The 17,978-nt window shown below is 68.2% G+C and carries 21 protein-coding genes; 10 read left to right on the top strand and 11 right to left on the bottom strand.

Annotation, left to right across the window (positions count from 1 at the left end):
- Positions 1-20: 20 nt before the first annotated feature.
- A complete protein-coding gene (locus tag ACIPRI_RS22815; RefSeq protein WP_446623777.1) occupies positions 21-2,393 on the top strand; it encodes a YgiQ family radical SAM protein in 2,373 nt (790 codons plus the stop codon).
- 7 nt (positions 2,394-2,400) lie between these two features.
- Positions 2,401-3,327: a hypothetical protein gene (locus ACIPRI_RS22810; protein WP_446623776.1), complete on the top strand. Its 927-nt coding sequence runs from the start codon at positions 2,401-2,403 to the stop codon at positions 3,325-3,327.
- A 32-nt stretch (positions 3,328-3,359) separates the two neighbouring features.
- On the opposite strand, the gene ACIPRI_RS22805 is transcribed toward ACIPRI_RS22810, so the two are convergent.
- The 3 genes from ACIPRI_RS22805 to ACIPRI_RS22795 form a co-directional block, all read right to left on the bottom strand.
- Entirely contained in the window at positions 3,360-3,758 is a 399-nt protein-coding gene (locus tag ACIPRI_RS22805) for a hypothetical protein (protein ID WP_446623775.1), read from the bottom strand.
- A gap of 310 nt (positions 3,759-4,068) precedes the next feature.
- Positions 4,069-4,995: a CoA transferase gene (locus tag ACIPRI_RS22800; protein WP_446623774.1), complete on the bottom strand. Its 927-nt coding sequence runs from the start codon at positions 4,993-4,995 to the stop codon at positions 4,069-4,071.
- Complete coding sequence (locus tag ACIPRI_RS22795) at positions 4,992-5,405, bottom strand: DUF488 domain-containing protein (RefSeq protein ID WP_446623773.1); 414 nt, start codon at positions 5,403-5,405, stop codon at positions 4,992-4,994. The genes ACIPRI_RS22800 and ACIPRI_RS22795 overlap by 4 nt, the downstream gene beginning before the upstream one ends.
- Positions 5,406-5,498: 93 nt before the next feature.
- On the opposite strand from ACIPRI_RS22795, the gene ACIPRI_RS22790 reads away from it, so the two are divergent.
- The gene (locus ACIPRI_RS22790; protein WP_446623772.1) at positions 5,499-6,338 is read left to right on the top strand and encodes a crotonase/enoyl-CoA hydratase family protein; all 840 of its coding nucleotides are present in this window, start codon (positions 5,499-5,501) and stop codon (positions 6,336-6,338) included.
- Positions 6,339-6,359: 21 nt separating this feature from the next.
- Here ACIPRI_RS22790 and ACIPRI_RS22785 read toward each other — a convergent pair whose 3' ends face one another.
- Positions 6,360-7,028 carry a nitroreductase gene (locus tag ACIPRI_RS22785; protein WP_446623771.1) on the bottom strand — a complete coding sequence of 223 codons (669 nt, stop codon included), beginning with the start codon at positions 7,026-7,028 and terminating at the stop codon, positions 6,360-6,362.
- A gap of 177 nt (positions 7,029-7,205) precedes the next feature.
- Here ACIPRI_RS22785 and ACIPRI_RS22780 point away from each other — a divergent pair, with 177 nt between their 5' ends.
- Both ACIPRI_RS22780 and ACIPRI_RS22775 read left to right on the top strand, forming a co-directional pair.
- Positions 7,206-7,589 carry an iron chaperone gene (locus ACIPRI_RS22780; RefSeq protein WP_446623770.1) on the top strand — a complete coding sequence of 128 codons (384 nt, stop codon included), beginning with the start codon at positions 7,206-7,208 and terminating at the stop codon, positions 7,587-7,589.
- Positions 7,586-8,785, top strand: a complete 1,200-nt coding sequence (locus tag ACIPRI_RS22775) for an amylo-alpha-1,6-glucosidase (protein ID WP_446623769.1) — start codon at positions 7,586-7,588, stop codon at positions 8,783-8,785. The genes ACIPRI_RS22780 and ACIPRI_RS22775 overlap by 4 nt, the downstream gene beginning before the upstream one ends.
- On the opposite strand, the gene ACIPRI_RS22770 is transcribed toward ACIPRI_RS22775, so the two are convergent.
- The 6 genes from ACIPRI_RS22770 to ACIPRI_RS22745 all read right to left on the bottom strand — a co-directional run bounded on the left by ACIPRI_RS22770 (position 8,786) and on the right by ACIPRI_RS22745 (position 14,550).
- Positions 8,786-9,688: a 2-hydroxy-3-oxopropionate reductase gene (locus ACIPRI_RS22770; RefSeq protein ID WP_446623768.1), complete on the bottom strand. Its 903-nt coding sequence runs from the start codon at positions 9,686-9,688 to the stop codon at positions 8,786-8,788.
- A 39-nt stretch (positions 9,689-9,727) separates the two neighbouring features.
- Positions 9,728-10,534 (bottom strand): HpcH/HpaI aldolase family protein, encoded by an 807-nt coding sequence (locus ACIPRI_RS22765; protein ID WP_446623767.1) that lies wholly within the window; start codon positions 10,532-10,534, stop codon positions 9,728-9,730.
- Between the two features lie 34 nt (positions 10,535-10,568).
- Positions 10,569-11,915 (bottom strand): glucarate dehydratase, encoded by a 1,347-nt coding sequence (gene gudD / locus ACIPRI_RS22760; RefSeq protein WP_446623766.1) that lies wholly within the window; start codon positions 11,913-11,915, stop codon positions 10,569-10,571.
- A 39-nt stretch (positions 11,916-11,954) separates the two neighbouring features.
- Positions 11,955-12,914, bottom strand: coding sequence for a Bug family tripartite tricarboxylate transporter substrate binding protein (locus ACIPRI_RS22755; RefSeq protein ID WP_446623765.1), 960 nt, complete (start codon positions 12,912-12,914; stop codon positions 11,955-11,957).
- Positions 12,915-13,069: 155 nt separating this feature from the next.
- A complete protein-coding gene (locus ACIPRI_RS22750) occupies positions 13,070-14,110 on the bottom strand; it encodes a LacI family DNA-binding transcriptional regulator (RefSeq protein ID WP_446623764.1) in 1,041 nt (346 codons plus the stop codon).
- An 80-nt stretch (positions 14,111-14,190) separates the two neighbouring features.
- The gene (locus ACIPRI_RS22745; protein ID WP_446623763.1) at positions 14,191-14,550 is read right to left on the bottom strand and encodes a PRC-barrel domain-containing protein; all 360 of its coding nucleotides are present in this window, start codon (positions 14,548-14,550) and stop codon (positions 14,191-14,193) included.
- A gap of 205 nt (positions 14,551-14,755) precedes the next feature.
- Between ACIPRI_RS22745 and ACIPRI_RS22740 the strand changes: the two genes are divergently transcribed.
- From ACIPRI_RS22740 to ACIPRI_RS22725, 4 genes are all read left to right on the top strand, one after another.
- A complete protein-coding gene (locus ACIPRI_RS22740; protein WP_446623762.1) occupies positions 14,756-15,754 on the top strand; it encodes a Bug family tripartite tricarboxylate transporter substrate binding protein in 999 nt (332 codons plus the stop codon).
- Between the two features lie 68 nt (positions 15,755-15,822).
- Positions 15,823-16,233, top strand: coding sequence for a low affinity iron permease family protein (locus ACIPRI_RS22735; protein ID WP_446623761.1), 411 nt, complete (start codon positions 15,823-15,825; stop codon positions 16,231-16,233).
- Between the two features lie 82 nt (positions 16,234-16,315).
- Positions 16,316-16,480, top strand: a complete 165-nt coding sequence (locus ACIPRI_RS22730) for an FmdB family zinc ribbon protein (protein ID WP_446623760.1) — start codon at positions 16,316-16,318, stop codon at positions 16,478-16,480.
- Positions 16,481-16,690: 210 nt separating this feature from the next.
- Positions 16,691-16,981: a hypothetical protein gene (locus ACIPRI_RS22725; protein WP_446623759.1), complete on the top strand. Its 291-nt coding sequence runs from the start codon at positions 16,691-16,693 to the stop codon at positions 16,979-16,981.
- A gap of 12 nt (positions 16,982-16,993) precedes the next feature.
- On the opposite strand, the gene ACIPRI_RS22720 is transcribed toward ACIPRI_RS22725, so the two are convergent.
- Positions 16,994-17,317 carry an antibiotic biosynthesis monooxygenase gene (locus tag ACIPRI_RS22720; protein ID WP_446623758.1) on the bottom strand — a complete coding sequence of 108 codons (324 nt, stop codon included), beginning with the start codon at positions 17,315-17,317 and terminating at the stop codon, positions 16,994-16,996.
- 89 nt (positions 17,318-17,406) lie between these two features.
- Between ACIPRI_RS22720 and soxR the strand changes: the two genes are divergently transcribed.
- Positions 17,407-17,877: a redox-sensitive transcriptional activator SoxR gene (gene soxR / locus ACIPRI_RS22715; protein WP_446623757.1), complete on the top strand. Its 471-nt coding sequence runs from the start codon at positions 17,407-17,409 to the stop codon at positions 17,875-17,877.
- Positions 17,878-17,978: the final 101 nt, after the last annotated feature.

Raw genomic sequence — 17,978 nt, 5'->3', positions numbered from 1 at the left:
ACACGCCAGAAACTCCCCACATGAACGCCCCCGTCGACGTCTCGTTCTTCACGCGCGCCGCCAAGCCGCTGACCAGTTACCGCAAATACTGGGCTGCGCGTTTCGGAACGGCCAAGTTCCTGCCCACCTCGCGGGCGGAGATGGACGCGCTCGGCTGGGACAGCTGCGACATCGTGCTGGTGACGGGCGATGCCTATGTCGACCACCCGAGCTTCGGCATGGCCGTGATCGGCCGCATGCTGGAGGCGCAGGGCTTTCGCGTGGGCATCATTGCCCAGCCGGATTGGCAAAGCGCCGAGCCCTTCAAGGCACTGGGCAAGCCAAACCTCTTTTTCGGCGTGACCTCCGGCAACATGGATTCCATGATCAACCGGTACACCGCCGACCGGAAGATCCGCAGCGACGATGCCTACACCCCCGGCGACGTCGGCGGCGCGCGGCCGGACCGCGCGGCCATCGTCTATTCGCAGCGCTGCCGCGAAGCCTGGAACGAGGTGCCCATCGTGCTGGGCGGCATCGAAGGCTCGCTGCGCCGCATCGCGCACTACGACTATTGGTCGGACAAGGTGCGCCGCTCCGTCGTGGTCGACGCCAAGTGCGACCTGCTGCTGTACGGCAATGCCGAGCGCGCCATCGTCGAGATCGCGCATCGCCTGGCGGCGCGCGAGCCGGTGGCGCACATCACCGACGTGCGCGGCACCGCCTTCGTGCGGCGCGAATCGCCTGAAGGCTGGTTCGAGATCGATTCCACCAGCGTGGACGAGCCGGGCCGGGTCGAAGCCCATGTGAACCCCTACCTCATGGTGTCGGAGCAGGCCAAGGCCCAGGGCGCGAGCTGCGCCCGCGAGGACGAGGCGCAGGCGGTGGCCGATGCCGCCAATGTCGCCAATCCGGCGATCAAGCCCATCACCTTCGTGCCCAACCCGGCCCTGCAGGGCAAGGGCACGCACAAGGTCCCGCCGCGCGACCGCTCGGTGATCCGGCTGCCTTCCTACGAGCAGGTGCGTGCCGACCCGGTGCTCTACGCCCACGCCAACCGCGTGCTGCACCTGGAGACCAACCCCGGCAACGCCCGTGCCCTGGTGCAGACGCATGGCGAAGGCACCATCGCGCGCGACGTCTGGATCAACCCGCCGCCCATCCCGCTGACCACGGCCGAGATGGACCACGTGTTCGACCTGCCGTACGCGCGCAGCCCGCATCCGCGCTACGCCGATGAGCAGGGCGGCCACGACGGCGCGACCAAGATCCCGGCCTGGGAAATGATCCGCTTCAGCGTGAACATCATGCGCGGCTGCTTCGGCGGCTGCACCTTCTGCTCGATCACCGAGCACGAGGGCCGCATCATCCAGAGCCGCTCCGAGGATTCCATCATTCGCGAGGTCGAGGCGATCCGCGACTCGGTCAAGGGCTTCACCGGCACCATCTCCGACCTGGGCGGCCCCACGGCCAACATGTACCGCATCGGCTGCAAGTCGCCCGAGATCGAGTCCGCCTGCCGCAAGCCCAGCTGCGTGTACCCGGGCATCTGCCAGAACCTCAACACCAACCACGACCCGCTCATCAAGATCTACCGCCGTGCCCGTGCGCTCAAGGGCATCAAGAAGATCCTGATTGGCTCCGGCCTGCGCTACGACCTGGCGGTGCAGTCGCCCGAATACGTGAAGGAGCTGGTGCAGCATCACGTGGGCGGCTATTTGAAGATCGCGCCCGAGCACACCGAGCAGGGCCCCTTGTCGAAGATGATGAAGCCGGGCATCGGCAGCTACGACAAGTTCAAGCAGATGTTCGAGAAGTACAGCGCCGAGGCGGGCAAGAAGCAGTACCTCATCCCCTACTTCATCGCGGCGCATCCGGGCACCAGCGACGAGGACATGATGAACCTCGCCGTCTGGCTCAAGAAGAACGGCTTTCGGGCCGACCAGGTGCAAACCTTCTATCCCTCGCCGATGGCCACCGCCACCGCGATGTACCACTCCAACAGGAACCCGCTGCGCAAGATCACGCGCGACAGCGAAGCGGTGGACATCGTGCGCGGCGAAAAGCGCCGGCGCCTGCACAAGGCCTTCCTGCGCTACCACGACGCCAACAACTGGCCGCTCTTGCGCGAGGCGCTCAAGTCCATGGGCCGCGCCGACCTGATCGGCAATGGCAAGCACCACCTGATCCCGAGCTGGCAGCCCCTCACCGACGGCAGCTACCAGAGTGCACGACGCAAAAATTCCAGCGCCGCGGCCAGCACGGTGGCCACCGCTGCCAAGCGTCCGGGCACGCCGCCGCCCAAGGGACGCCTGCTGACGCAGCACACCGGCCTGCCGCCGCGCGACACGGGTGCCGGCGCGACGCCCCGGCCGAAGCCCGGCGCCAAGCCGCTGCGCAAGGGCGCCAGGTAAGCACGACGTGCGCGGCGCGCAGCTCGATTTCCTCTTTTTTGGAAGCCGATGCCTGCGCTGGCTGCTGGCGCTTTCCATCGCGTACCCGTTGCTCGCCGCGCATGCGCTGGCCCAGGCCAGTCCGCGCGCCGAGGCGCTGCTGACCCGTCATAGCGCCCTGCAAAGCCAGCTTGCCGCCAGTGTCCTGGGCCGTCCGCTGCTGATCGAGTCGGAGGAACTGCCCGAAGGCCTGCGCGGCGAAGTCTTTGCCGAGGTCGAACAGCCCTTTGCGCAGGTCGCGCAGGCGCTGGCGCAGCCCTCGCATTGGTGCGAGATGCTGCTGCTGCATGTCAACAATCGGCGCTGCAAGCTCATCAAGGGCGAGGGCGGTGCGCCGGCCCTGGAGCTGGCGGTGGTGCGCCGCTACGACTTGTCCGTGGAGTCGGCCTTCATCCTGCCGCTGGCGGTGCGCGTCGACCGCGGCGCGCCCGACTACCTGGTGGTCGAACTGAGTTCCGAATCCGGTCCCATGGGCACCAGCTCGCACCAGGTCCGGCTGGAGGCCGTGGCGCTGCCGGGCACGGACAAGAGCTTCCTGCACTTCAGCTATTCCTACCAGCACACGGCACTGGCCCGCATGGCCACGCAGGCCTACCTGGCCACCTTCGGCCGCCACAAGGTGGGCTTCACCGTGCTCGGGCAGAGCGCCCAGGACGGGCCCGACTACATCCGCGGCCTGCGCGGGCTGGTCGAGCGCAACGCGGTGCGCTACTTCCTCACAGTGGAGGCCTACCTGGACGCCATGCGCGCGTCGCCGGCCCAGCAGGCCGAGCGCCGCCTGGAGAACTGGTACGCGGGCTCGGAACGCTATCCGCGCCAGCTGCATGAGATCGACCGCGCGACCTACCTGGCGATCAAGCGGGCCGACCGCAGTGCGGCGCCTGTGCGTCCTTGATCGGTCGCCGGCCACCCGGGCCGGACGGTCCCTCAGTGCACGCGCAGGAAGGGCGCCAGGGTCGGCGCTTCGAAGTTCTTCAGGGTGAGAAAATTGGACAGGTGCAACTCGTCAGGCACCGTTTCTGCCTGTTGCTCCACATAGGGCGCGCAGGCGATCTTGCGCAGGGCCTGGCGCCGCTGGCGCCGTGCGTTGATCTCGGCGCAGCGCTTGCGCAGCAGTTCGATGACACGCGCCTCGGCCGCCAGCAGGCGCTGGCGCGCGTGCAGCCAGGGCGCGAAGTCGGCGGTGTTGGGCCACGACTTGGGCGGCTGCAGCGCCCAGAAGTCCTTGCTGCGCCGGTTCAGACCGACGTAGGCCAACTTGTCGGCGAGATAAGCGGACTCGAGGGCGCGCACCGCCTGAACGAATTCGTCTCGCAATGAAGTCATCGTCAAAATTCCTCTTATGCAGGCCGCCAGTATGAATGTTGCAAAGCGTTACTGCACGTCAATTCAATGACTTTGCAAAAGAAATTGCAATGCACTGTCGGAACTTAAATCCTTCGATTTAAGGCTGCACCAGAGGGTGTCGCCAAGACGCTGCTTACCTTGGACTTCGGCCGGTTTTCGGGGGGCGGGCGCAATTCGAAACTGGTGAATTGGCAGCGGTCCTGCTTGCGTGAATTCGCGCAGCAGGCTTTCCGGAGAATTGCGCCGGCCGCTGCACTTAATTAAATAGTTCTCGCCAATGAATGTGCTGTCATTGGCCGTCGTCCGGCATGGTGAACAGCGGTATATCTTGCGCCACCGCCAGTTCGTCCAGCTCGGCGCAACTGCGCCCGTGCAGGTAGGCGCCCACCGCCGCATGGGTGGACGAGCGGAACATGGCGTTGTGGCCCTGCGCATCGGCGGCGTCCACGCCGGCCGCCGCGCACAGGCGCTGGGCGAAATGCGGCTCCAGCGCGGCCACCGCCACCCGCCCGTCGGCGCAAGGGTAGACGCGATAGCCCGCATGCGCGCCGCCGACCGCGCCGGTGCGCTGGGTCAGCCCCCAATGGCGCGGCAGGGCCAGGTAGTCGGCGGCCGCCGACAGCGCCACCTCGATGTGGGCGCCGCGGCCGCTCACGGCGCGCTGCACCAGCGCCTGCAGCACGGCTTCGCTGGCCATCACCGAGCCGGCCATGTCCGCGTACAGCGTGGGCGGCAACTCCAGTCCGGGGACCAGGCCGCTTTCGGCCACGTAGGTGAGGTCGTGGCCCGGCTCGTCGGCGCGAGCGCCCGGGGCGCCGACGATCTCCACCAGCGACAGGCGCGGGTGGCGTGGCTGCAGGCTGGCCCAGTCCACGCCCAGCTTGGCCGAGGCCGAGGGGCGAAAGGACGTGATCAGCACATCGGTCTGCGCAAGGTGCGCGTGCAGCGCGGCCTGGCCGTCGGCGGTCTTGAGGTTGGCATGCACGATCTCCACGCCCTCGTGCAAGGCCTCGTAGGCGCCGCGGTTGTAGGCGCCCATCGGATCGCTGGATCGGCTGCCTTCCGGCGGCGGCGCTTCCAGCTTGGTGCAGGTGGCGCCCATGCGATGGCAACGCATCAGCGCGGCGGGGCCCGGCAGGTTGAGCGCCAGGCTCAGCACGCGCACGCCGGTCAGCGTGGCTTGGGTCGGGGTTGTGGTTGTGGTTGTCGTCGTCATGCGGATGTCTCGTCCTTGTCGTTCACAAAGATGGCGGCGCCGCGCTCGGCCAGCAGGGCGCGCAGGACGGAACGGTGGCAGTGCGCCTCGTTCTCGCAATAGCAGCCCATCGACATGGCGCTGGCATGCGACAGGGCAGCCAGCAGGTCCAGGCTGCGGCTGGCGTCTGCCTCGCCCATTTCGCTGCGGTACTTGCGGGCAAAGGCGTTCCACTCTGCCGGCGTCTTTGCCTCCTGGCCGAGCTTCATGGTCTCGGCTGACGGAGCCAGGTTGGGGTACCAGACGTCATACCAGTCCTGCGCCGCAAACTGCGCCTTGGGCACGCCCCGCGGCGGGCGGCGAACGGTGCCGATGCGCACGCCCTCGTCAGGCGCGCGTGGGGTTCCGAGGCGAACGATTCGTATGGGCATGGGGAACGGGTCCTGTGGGTCCTGTCGGTGACGGCGCTGGCCGAAACTGCCGAAGATACTCGCTGGCGAAACCTCATCCAAGGAGACCCGCACATGGACAACCCGAACCTGCCCCGCATCGATTGGATCCGCCACGAAAACGGCGTGGTCGAGCTTGCGCTGGCCCGCCCCGACAAGATGAACGCGCTGGACCCGGCCATGTTCGACGCGCTGATCGATGCCGGCGAGCGGCTGAAGAGCGATTCTGGTGTTCGCGCCGTGGTCATCGCGGGCCGCGGCAAGGCCTTCTGCGCCGGCCTGGACATGCAGTCTTTCGCTCGCATGGCCGACAAGGGTGGCCCAGGCGGCAGCGAGGTGCTGGGCCAGGGCGCCGCCGGCGCTGACCTGCTGGTGCGCACCCACGGAATCGCCAATGCCGCGCAGCAGGTGGCGATGGTATGGCGCGAGGTGCCGGTGCCGGTCATTGCCGCCGTGCACGGCGTGGCCTTCGGCGGCGGCCTGCAGGTGGCGCTGGGCGCCGACATCCGCCTGCTGGCGCCCGGCACCAAGATGTCGGTGATGGAGATCAAATGGGGCCTGGTGCCCGACATGGGCGGCATGGTGCTGATGCGCGAGCTCGTGCGCGCCGACCTGGTGCGCGAGCTGACCTACAGCGGCCGCATCGTCGAGGCCGAGGAGGCCGTGCGGATCGGCCTGGCGACCCGGCTGGCGCAAGACCCGCTGCAGGAGGCGCTGCAATTGGCCGCCGACATCGCCGGCAAGAGCCCTGACGCGATTCGCGCCGGCAAGCGCCTGCTCAATGCCGCGGCCAGCCTCGATGCCGCCGAGCTGCTGCTGCGCGAATCGGTGGAGCAGAAGGCCCTGATCGGCAGCGCGAACCAGGCCGAGGCGGTGCGCGCCAACATGGAGAAGAGGGCGCCGGCCTTTCGCTGAACGCGCGCCCGACCCCGCGCACTACAGGCCGTGAAATCGCAGCCACTCGTCCTCGGGCGCGCGGCTGGACACCAGCGCATTCACCGGATGCGCCGCGTCGCGATAACCGATGGCCATGCCGCAAAAGAGCATGCGCCCAGCGGGCCATTGCAGGGCCTCGCGCACCGTGTCCGGATAGATCGACCAGCACTCCTGCGCGCAGCTGTCCAGGCCCTGCTCGCGCAGGAGCAGCATCACTGTCTGCAGGTACATGCCCAGGTCGGACCATTGCGGCGGCCCCATGCCGCGGTCGACGCTGCAGAACAGCGCCAGCGGCGCGCCGAAGAAGTCGAAGTTGTTGGCGAACCAGCGCCGGCGCGCCGCCTTGTCCTCGCGCGCGATGCCCAGGTGCCCGTACATGGCCTCGCCCACCTCGAAGCGCCGGTCGCGCCAGGGAGCGCGCAGCTCGGGCGGGTAGACCGCGTATTCGGGCGCCTGTTGCTCGCCGGAAGCCAGCACCCCGCGCATCGTTTCGCGAAAGCGCGCCAGCGGCTCGCCGGCCAGCACGTCGATGTGCCAGGGCTGCAGGTTGCCGCCCGACGGCGCACGCGCGGCCGTCGCCAGCACCTGGCGCACGGTGTCGGCCGGCACCGGCGTGGGAAGAAAGGCGCGGATGGAATGGCGGCTGGTGACGGCTTCGTGGACCTGCATGCGTGGGAACTCCATGGACGGCGGCACGCCATGGTGCCAGCAGGCCGCCATCCTGCTAACCTTCGTTTGGCCCAGCGACACATGAGACTGCCATTCATGGGGACACCAAGCACATTGCGAAGCGGTGCGAAATCGTCCGCCGGAGTGCCCGCGAAAAAGACGGCGCCGCACGCGGCCGTGCCCACCACCATCGACGAATACATCGCCGGCTTTGCGCCCGAGGTGCAGGACCAGCTCGAACAGGTGCGCCAGGCGGTGCGTGCCGTCGCCCCGGACGCGCGCGAGGTCATCAGCTACCGCATTCCGGCCTTCAAGCAGAACGGCATCCTGGTGTACTTCGCTGCCTTCAAGAATCACATCGGCTTTTATCCGCCGGTGCGCGGCGATGCCGCGCTGGAGCAGGCCGTGGCGCCCTATGCCGGCGAAAAGGGCAACCTGCGCTTTGCACTGGGCCAGCCGCTGCCGCTGGATCTGATCAAGCGCATCACGCGGCTGCGCGTGGCGCAAGACCTGGCGCGCGGCGGCGGCGCCAGGAGCAGGGCGGGGCAGCGCCAGACATGACCCTGCCGGACCCCCAGAGCCTTGCCCTGATCGACAACTGCACCCAGGCCTCGCTCGACCTGCTGGCGCGCAACCTGACGCCGCACGGCATCCTGGCGGCCAGCCGCACCGAGGCCGCGGTGGCACGGCGCTACACGCGCATCTTCGGGCGCGACGCGGCGATCTGCGTGATGGCCATGTGCGGCAGCGGCGTTGCGGCGCTGGAACAGGGCGCGGTGGCCAGCCTGGACACGCTGGCGGCGCAGCAGGCGGCCAACGGGCAGATTCCCAAGTACGTCGACCCCGAAGGGCGCGATGCCGATTTCTGGTACCTGGGCTGCATCGACGCCACCTTGTGGTGGCTGATCGCGGTGGACCACGTGCGGCGCCATGGCCGCGTCGGCGCCGCACACTGGCAAGACGAGGTGCAGCGGGCCATTGGCTGGCTGCTGGCCCAGGAGCACCAGCACTTTCGGCTGGTGCAGCAGAACGAGGCCAGCGACTGGGCCGACATCATGCCGCGCTCGGGCTACGTGCTCTACAGCAACGCGCTCTGGTACGAGGTCAAGCGGCGCTTCGCGCTCGAGCATGCTGAGGCCTCCGAGCACCACTTCAACCACCTGTTCAACCCCTTCCAGCGCGACCTGCCCGAGTACCACCGGGCGCGCCTTCTGCGCCACTACGCGCGGCGCGGGCGGCGCGATCCGGCGCTGTATCTGAGCTTCGTCAATCTGTCGGTGGTCGGCGACGAAGGCGACGTGTTCGGCAACGTGCTGGCCATCCTGTGCGGCCTGGCCGACAGCACCATGGCGCGCCGCATCGTGCGCACGATCGATACGGCCCGAGCCTGCGAGCCCTATCCGGTGCGGGTGGTGCTGCATCCGCTGGCGGACCAGCATCCGCTGTGGCGCCCCTACATGGCGCGGCATCGGCAGAACATCCTGCACCAGTACCACAACGGTGGCCTGTGGCCTTTCGTCGGCGGCTTCTGGGTGATGGTGCTGGCGCGCATCGGCCAGCCGCAACAGGCATGGCACGCGCTGGCGCAGCTGGCACGCGCCAATGCGCTGGACGACTGGCGCTTCACCGAGTGGTTCCACGGCCGCAGCCTGGCACCGATGGGCATGGCCGGCCAGAGCTGGAACGCGGCAGCCTTTCTCATGGCCCGGCGCGCGCTGGAAGGCGGCGCCGCGGCCTGGGAGCCAGGCTCCCAGTAGTCAGTCGCCCTTGGCGACCTCGTGGTTGGCCATGAGCTCCAGCGCGCGCACCAGCGCCGAGTGATCCAGATCGCCCATGCCGTTGGCGGCCACGCTCTGCATCAGCTGCGCCGCATTGGCGGTCTGCGGCAGGGCCACGCCCAGTTCGCGCGCGCCCTGCAGAGCCAGGTTCAGGTCCTTCTGGTGCAGCTTGATGCGAAAGCCCGGATTGAAGGTGCGCTTGATCATGCGCTCGCCATGCACTTCCAGGATGCGCGAGGAGGCAAAGCCGCCCATCAGCGCCTGGCGCACCTTGGCCGGGTCGGCGCCGGCCTTGCTGGCGAACACCAGCGCCTCGCTGACCGCCGCGATGTTGAGCGCCACGATGATCTGATTGGCCACCTTGGTCGTCTGGCCGTCGCCGACGCCGCCCACCAGGGTGATGTTCTTGCCCATCTTCTCGAGCAAGGGCCGCACCTTCTCGAACACCGCGGGCTCGGCGCCGCACATGATGGTGAGGCTCGCCGCCTTGGCGCCCACTTCGCCGCCCGACACCGGCGCGTCCATGTAGTCGGCGCCGGCCTCGTTGATCTTTTTGGCAAAGCCCTTGGTGGCGATCGGAGAGATCGAGCTCATGTCGACCACCACCTTGCGCGTGCCGCCGCCCCCAGCCTCGAGCCCGGCCGCGACGCCCCCTTCGCCGAACAGCACCGCCTCCACGTCGGGCGTGTCCGGCACCATGAGGAAGATGATCTCGGATTGGCGCGCCACCTCTTGCGCGCCGGCACAGACCTTGGCTTTGGAGGCCGCAATGCTGTCGGGCACCTTGCTGCGCGTCTTGACGAAGAGTTGGTGGCCGGCGTTTTCCAGGTGCAGCGCCATCGGCGCGCCCATGATTCCGAGGCCGATAAAGCCGATGTTCATAGCTTCTCCTTTGAGTGGAAGTGGAAGTGGATTAGGGCCCTAGTAGCTGGCGCTGCCCGCTGCGGGTGAGGGCTTGGGCGTCGAGCCGCCGGCGCGCATGCGCGCGATGGCCTGCTGCGCGCCAGCCGCCATCAGCCGCGCGTCGGAGCCGACGGTGACGAACTGGAAGCCCTTGGCGATGCGTGCGAGCGCCACCGCCGGGTCGCCGTTGTGCACGCCGGCCACCAGGCCGTGCGCCTTGGCGCGTTCCAGGATGTGGTCGATGGCCTGCTGCACGGGTGGATCGACATCGTCGAACACCGGCCGGCAGCCCAGCGCCAGAGACAGGTCCGAAGGGCCGATGTAGACCGCGTCCAACCCTTCCACGGACATGATGGCGTCCAGGTTGTCCAGCGCCTTGGCCGTCTCGATCATGGCGAAGGTGACGATGGTGTCGTTGGCATGCTGCGGGTAGTCGGCGCCGCCATAGAGCAGGGCGCGGATCGGGCCGAAGCTGCGCGTCCCCTGCGGTGCGTAGTGCGTCCAGGCCACCAGGTTCTGCGCGTCCTCGCGGGTGTTGACCATGGGGCAGATCACGCCATAGGCGCCAGCGTCCAGCGCCTTCATCAGGATGCCCGGCTCCAGCCAGGGCACGCGCACCACCGGCACGGTGGGCGTGGTCGAGATCGCCTGCAGCATGCCCAGCATCGCCTGGTAGTCGGTCACGCCGTGCTGCAGGTCGATGGTCAGGCTGTCCCAGCCCTGGTGGGCCATGGTCTCGGCCGAGAAGGAATTGGGAATGGCCAGCCAGCCGTTGACGGCAGCGCCACCGGATGCCCAGATTTCGCGCAGGCGGTTTGTTCTCATGGGGTGGCTCCTGTGTGGTTGCTTGGCTTCTTGTCTAGCGCACGAAGGCCGGGCGCTTGGGATCGAACTTCCAGCCGGGCACGAGCGCCTGCATGGCCACCGCATCATCGCGCGAACCGAGGCCATGCTGCAGGTACAGCTGATGCGCCTTCTCGACCTCGGCCATGTCCAGCTCGATGCCCAGGCCGGGCTTCTTCGGCACCTGCACGTGGCCGCCGACGATCTGCAGCGGCTCCCGGGTCAGGCGCTGGCCGTCCTGCCAGATCCAGTGCGTGTCGATCGCCGTCACGCGGCCCGGCGCGGCGGCGCCCACGTGGGTGAACATGGCCAGCGAGATGTCGAAGTGGTTGTTGGAGTGCGAGCCCCAGGTCAGGCCCCAGTCGCGGCAGGTCTGCGCCACCCGCACCGAACCGGCCATGGTCCAGAAGTGCGGGTCGGCCAGCGGGATGTCGACCGACTGCAGCGACAGCGCATGCACCATCTGCCGCCAGTCGGTCGCGACCATGTTGGTGGCGGTCGGCAGGCCGGTGGCGCGGCGGAACTCCGCCATCACCTCGCGGCCGGAAAAACCCTCTTCGGCGCCGCAGGGGTCTTCGGCGTAGGCCACCACGCCGCGCATGTCGCGCATCAGGCGGATGGCGTCTTTCAGCAGCCAGCCGCCGTTCGGGTCGAGCGTGACGCGGGCCTGCGGGAAGCGCTCGTGCAGGGCCGTCACCGCTTCCACTTCTTCCTCGCCGCGCAGCACGCCGCCCTTGAGCTTGAAGTCGTTGAAGCCGTACTTCTCGCGTGCGGCCTCGGCCAGGCGGACGATGGCTTGCGGCGTCATCGCTTCTTCGTGGCGCAGGCGGAACCAGTCGTTGCCGGCATCGGGCTCGCTGGCGCAATCGACGTACGGCAGGTCGGTCTTGCGCCGGTCGCCCACGTAGAACAGGTAGCCCAGCATCTCGACCGCATCGCGCTGCTGGCCCTCGCCCAGCAACGCGGCCACCGGCACATCGAGATGCTGGCCCAAGAGATCGAGCAGGGCCGATTCGATGGCGGTCACCGCATGGATGGTGGTTCGCAGGTCGAAGGTCTGCAGGCCGCGGCCGCCGCTGTCGCGGTCGGCAAAGGCCTTTTGCACCTGCTGCAGCACGCGCTGGTGGGCGCCGATGGGCTGACCGACCACCAGGGCAGCCGCATCTTCCAGGGTCTGGCGGATCTTCTCGCCCCCAGGCACTTCGCCCACGCCGGTGTGGCCGGCGGAGTCGGTGAGCACCAGCAGGTTGCGGGTGAAGAAGGGACCGTGCGCGCCGCTCAGGTTGAGCAGCATGCTGTCGCGGCCGGCGACTGGAATCGCGCGCAGGGCGGTGATGGTGGGCGTGGAGGAGGACGAAGGCATGACGATGCGGTGTGTGACAGGAAGGGGCGGTCGGGCGGATCAGTCGATGGTGATCTTGCCGGTCTCGATCACCTTTTTCCAGCGCGCATATTCCTGCTGCTGGAAGGTGGCGAACTGCTCGGGCGTGTTGGCCACGATCTCCAGGCCGATGCTGGTGAACTGCTGCTTCACGGCCGGATCGTTGATGGCGGCGACCATGGCAGCGTGCGCCTTGCTGCGCACGTCGGCGGGAAGGCCCTTGGGCGCCACGACGGCCTGCCAGGAATAGACCTCCACGCCCTTCACGCCGGCCTCTGCCATGGTGGGCACCTCGGGCAGCACCGGCGAGCGCTTGTCGCCCGTCACGGCCAGGGCCTTGAGCTTGCCGGCCTTGATGTGCTGCACCACGGCGTTCACGTTCTGGAAAGAGGCATCGACCTGGCCGCCCAGCAGGTCGGCGATGGCCGGGGCGCCGCCCTTGTAGGGGACATGCAGGCCCGAAGTGCCAGTCTGCTGCCAGAACAGCTCGGCCGTCAGGTGGTCGCTGGAGCCGTTGCCGGAGGACCCGAAGGTCATCTTGGCCGGGTTCTTCTTCTCGAACTCGATCACCTCGGCCACGCTCTTGTGCGGCGAGGAGGCCGGCACCACCAGCACGTTGGGCGCCTGCACCGCCACTGTGATGGTGTCGAAGTCCTTCAGCGGGTCGTACTGCATGCCCTTGATGAGGTGCGGCGCGATCACCAGCGGCCCGAGCGAGGTGACCAGGAAGGTACTGCCGTCGGGCGCCGATCGCTTGACCTGGGCGGCGCCGATGGTGCCGGTGGCACCGGCCTTGTTGTCGACCACGAAGGTCTGGTTCAGCGCCGTCGCCAGCTTCGGGCCGATGGCGCGCGCCACCATGTCGGTGGAGCCACCCGGCGGGAAGGGCACCAGCAGGGTGACGGGCTTGGTGGGCCAGGCCTGGGCTTGGGCGGCACTGGCGGCAGCGAGCGCCAGGGTGCAAACGAGCTTCTTCAGCATGGGGTGTCTCCGCGGGAAATCGAGGGTTGCAGTGGACGGCTGGTGCATCACATCGTCGTGCGTGATAGCGCTACCATTGGTGCTTCATATGGTAGCGCTACCGTTCGCGGCGTCAAGCGGCTGCGCCTAGGGGCAAACCCGCGGCAGGCCGGGGGTCAGGCGCTGGCGCGCTCGATGATCTGGAAGCCCACGTCGACCACCGGTGACGCGGGCGTGCGGCCTTCGGCGCGCTCGATGATGAAACGCGCGGCCTGGCGGCCGATGGCCTGGCCGTCGATGCGCACCGAGGTGAGCGAGGGCGCCAGGTCGGCGGCAAATTCCAGGTCGCCGAAGCCCACCACGGCCAGCTGCTCCGGCACCGCGATGCCGCGCGCGCGCGCCTCGGTCAGCACGCCCAGGGCCAAGAGGTCGGAGCTGCAGAACACCGCGTCGAACTTGCTGCCCGATTCCAGCAGCTCGGCCAGGGCCTGGCGGCCGCTCTTGAGGGTGGTGGGGGCGGGCACGGTGATCGTGAGCACCGCCGGCAACCGGGCCGCACGGGCCGCCTCCTCGAAGGCATGCAGGCGCCGGCCCGAGCGTTCGTCGTCACCGGCGATCACGGCCAGGCGTCGGCGCCCCTTCTTGCGCAGGTAATCGGCCACTGCGCCGCCCACGTTGGCGTGCGAGAAACCCACCAGCATGTCCAGCGGGGTGGGCGTCAGGTCCCAGGTTTCCACCACCGGAATGCCGGCGGCCACCAGGCGCTTGCGGCCCTCGGCTGAATGCATGATGCCGGTCAGCACGATGCCGTCGGGACGGCGGCCGATGATGGCTTCGAGCAGGGCGTCTTCGCGCGAATCGACATAGCCGCTCTGGCCCAGCATCAGCTGGTAGCCTGACTCGGCCAGCGCCTGGGTCAGGGCCTGGATGGTCTGCAGGAACACTGGTCCGCTGATGGTGGGCACCACCGCGGCCACCAAGCGGCTGCGCGTCGAGGCCAGGCTGCCCGCCAGCCCGTTGCGAACGTAGCCGGTCTTGCTGACCGCCTCCGTCACGCGCTGGAGGACTTCGGGCGAGACCTGCTTGGGCGAACTGAGCGCGCGCGAGGCGGTGATGGGTGCCACGCCGGCCAGCTTGGCCACGTCGTGCAAGGTGACCGCGCCGCTGCCGCGGCGCGTGCGTCGAATGGCGGGGGCGGCGCTGTCGGGCTGGCTCATGCGCGCATTTTATGATGCTGATAGCGCTACCGCGCAAGCAGCGCGTGCGCTCGCCGCCGCCATCGGCTGGCCCCACGCACTCAGAGCGGGCCGACGCCGTAATAGCTGTTGATGTCGCGGCTGTACTCGGGGTCGTAATCGCGCAGTTCGTCCTTGCCGTAGCGCGGTGCGTTGCGGATGGTGTCCTTGTCCAGCGGCACCACGTAGCCTTCGCGTGCCGGGTCGTAGTCCAGCATGCTCCAGGGCACCGGGTAGCGATCGGTACCGATGCCCAGCACGCCGCCGAACTCCAGCACGGCGAAGCGGACCTGGCCGGAAATCTTGTCGATCATCAGGTCGTCGATGGAGCCGAGCTTGTCGCCGCTGGTGGCAAAGACCTTGGTCCCTTCCACGCGCTCCGACGAGATGAGATTGCTGCTGACTTCAGAACTGGGGGTCATGGGGATCTCTCCTGTTCGCTAGCAGGCGGCAACGCGCCGCCTGTAGGACCACTATCCCGCGCCCGCCGGCCAGCGTTGATCAGGCAAGTTGCCAAGCGCTTGTAGGTGCGCGTCCGTCATGCCTGTGGCGCGAGGCAGCGGCGGCGGCCAAGATAATTCGCGCATCGCCGCACATCCGCGTGCTCGCGCCCACCAGGAAACTCCCATGCCATTCATCCGGGCCTGCAAGGCCCTTGCAACCTGTCTTCTTGCGCTGGCCGCTGGCACTCCCGCTTTTGCCCAGGGCGAAACCTCGTCCTTTCCGCAACGCCCGGTCAAGCTGATCGTTCCCTTCGCGCCCGGCGGTTCCACCGACATCGTGGCGCGCCTGGTGGCCGACAAGATGCAGGCCAGCCTGGGCCAGGCGGTGGTGGTGGACAACCGCGCAGGCGGCGGCGGTGCCATCGGCTCCGAAGCCGTGGCCAGGGCCGAGCCGGACGGCTACACCATCGGCATCGGCACCGTGAGCACGCTGGCCGTGAACCCGATCCTGCTCAAGGCCAGCCGGGTCGACCCGCTGAAGGATTTCGCGCCCATCACCGCGCTGGCCAGCGTGCCATCGGTGTTCATGGTGCATCCCGACTTCCCGGGCGGGCGCAGCTTCCGGCAGGTGCTGGCCGAAGTGCGCGCCAAGCCCGACGCCTACAACATGGGTTCCTCCGGCCCCGGCTCGATCAGCCACCTGATCATCGAGGCGATGAACGCCGATCTGAAGATCAAGCTGCGCCACGTTCCCTACCGCGGCATGGCTCCGGCGATGACGGCGGTGCTGGCCGGCGACACCCAGGTGGCGACCGACCAGTACCCATCGTCGGCCGCCTACATCAAGAGCGGCAAGCTGATCCCCTTTGCCGTCGGCGCGCATCGCCGGCTCGAGGCCTTGCCCGAGGTGCCGACCCTGAAGGAGTTGGGCCACGCCGATCTCAACGAACTGGCCATCACCTGGTTCGGCATCGTCGCACCGGCCAGGACCCCGGCGGCGGTGCAGAAGAAGCTGCTGGATGCGGCCACCGCCGCGCTGCGCGACCCGGCCCTGTTGGCGCGCCTGAAAGAGCTGGGCATGGAGCCTGCCGCCGACACGCCCGAGGCCTTTCGCGCCCAGATCGCTTCCGCGCTGGAGCGCAACCGCCGCATCGTGCAGGCGGCCCATATCAGCGCCGAGTGATGACTGCCCACATGGGCTGAACGCTTCGCTATATTGGCGCGCGTGTCCAATTGCGTCTGGAGCGACCCATGAAGAATCCTGACTGGTACACGCGCTTTGCCACAGGCGCATCGCGATTCAGCGGCCGTCCGTCGGTGTTCGTGATGGCCTTGGCAGTGGTGCTCGCGTGGATCGTCAGCGGGCCGATCTTCGGTTTCAGCGACACCTGGCAACTGGTGATCAACACGGGGACGACCATCATCACCTTCCTCATGGTCTTCCTGATCCAGAGCTCGCAGAACCGCGACACCGCGGCGATCCAGATCAAGCTGGATGAGTTGATCCGCGCCACCCATGGGGCGCACAACGCCTTGCTCGACCTGGAGGAACTGGAGAACGGGGAGCTCCAGAAGTTTCGCGAGCGCTACGAGAAGCTGGCGCGCGAGGCGCGCCAGATGGCCGCCCGTGGAGAGACCGACACGGAGTCGCCCGAGGCCTGACGGGCTTGAATTGCCGTGGCACGGTTGACGGCCGGCGCCAGCGGCCTAGCATGGAAGGCCCCATGCGAGAGGAGGTGTGTCCATGCCGACCTACCAATACCGTTGCGCGAAGTGCGGCGAGATCTTCGAGCACGTCGAGCACGTGGCCGAACATGAGGGCGCCAAGCTCAAGTGCCCCAAGTGCGGCAGCGAGCGCGTGGAACACCAGCCCACCCAGTTTTTCGCCCGCACCTCCAAGAAAAGTTAGGAGCCTGGGCGATTCCTTGTCCTTGTCAGCGCAGGGCCGACGCTTCCTACGCGGGCTGCGTCCGTGCTCCTACCGGCGCGCGCCGTGGCCGCGCCTATGGTGAAGGCTCCATCACTGTTGTATTGCAGCAAGCAGCTGAAAGTGAAAGGAGCTCCAGATGAATGCACGCAGCAACGGCAGCAAGCAGCAAGGCTGAGCAGGAAGATCGCCATGGCCGAACAACTCCACCCGGAAAACGAGACCCGGGACAACAGGCGCGCCTTTCGATGGGGCGCGATCGCGGTGCTGGTCCTGATCGTGCTGGCACTTGGCTACAACATGATCTCGCACGAGCGCGCCGGGCCGCTGGGGCCGGACACGCAGACACAGCAGGCTGCGCCCCAGCCCAAACCCGCGGAAGGCGCAGGTGCCGCAAGCCCCGCCGGGCCGGGGACTGGTGCGGGCACGAACACCGGGGCCGCGAGCGGCACCGGCGCGCCGGCCGGAACACCGCGGCCCTGAAGCGCGAGCAGATCAGACGCCGGCAAACAGCCCCATGTCCGCCCGCACGCCCAGCCGCTTCATGAACTCGGTCGGGTCGAAGCCTTCCTCGGCATAGTGCCGGCTGATCTGGGCGCGGGCGGCCGCCATTGCCTCGGGGCTGGCCCATTCCACCAGCGTGGCGACATTGAACTCGCTGCCGCTGCGCTCGGTCATCACGCAGTTCTGCCGGCAGCCGGGCAGGGCGGCCAGTGCCTGGTCGATCCAGCGCAGGCGCTTCATGAAGGCGGGCAGCGCCTCGGCCGGGACGGCGAACTTGTCGATGCGGAACACGGGGCCGGAGATTTGCAGTGCCATTTTCGAGAGCTCCTTGTCGATGATGAGAAGGCGAAGTCTCAAACCTCAAGTAAAGTTGAGGTCAAGAACTTTCTTTCTTCCCCCATCTCATGAAGCTTCCCGAAGGCATGGCCCCGACCCTGAGCGTGGGCGACGTGGCGCAGCGCAGCGGCGTTGCCGTGTCGACGCTGCATTTCTACGAATCCAAGGGCTTGATCGCCAGCGAGCGCACCGAGAGCAATCACCGCCGCTATGCGCGCGCCGTGCTGCGGCGGGTGGCTTTTATCCGCGTGGCGCAACGCGTGGGCATTCCATTGGCCGACATTGCGCGCGCACTGGAGGGCTTGCCCGCCGGCGCCGCGCCCTCGCGCACCGACTGGACCCGGCTGTCGGCCCACTGGCGGGCCGAGCTGGACGAGCGCATGGCGCAGCTCAAGATGCTGCGCGATCAGCTCGATGACTGCATCGGCTGCGGCTGCCTGTCGATCGACCGCTGCCGGCTGCGCAATCCGCACGACGCGCTGGGCGAGCGGGGCGCCGGGCCACAGCGCCTGCTGGTGGCGCGCTGCGCAAAGGGCTGAGCTAGGAGCCTGCGCGGCAGAGAGCGGGGCCCAACGCGGGCCCCGCGCGCGGCCCCGCCCGCGGCGGCGGCGCGCTGCGCAACGCGCCGCCCTCCGCCCCG

It is taken from the genome of Variovorax sp. LARHSF232 (assembly GCF_052871435.1).
This window is presented reverse-complemented; position numbering and strand designations above follow the sequence as displayed.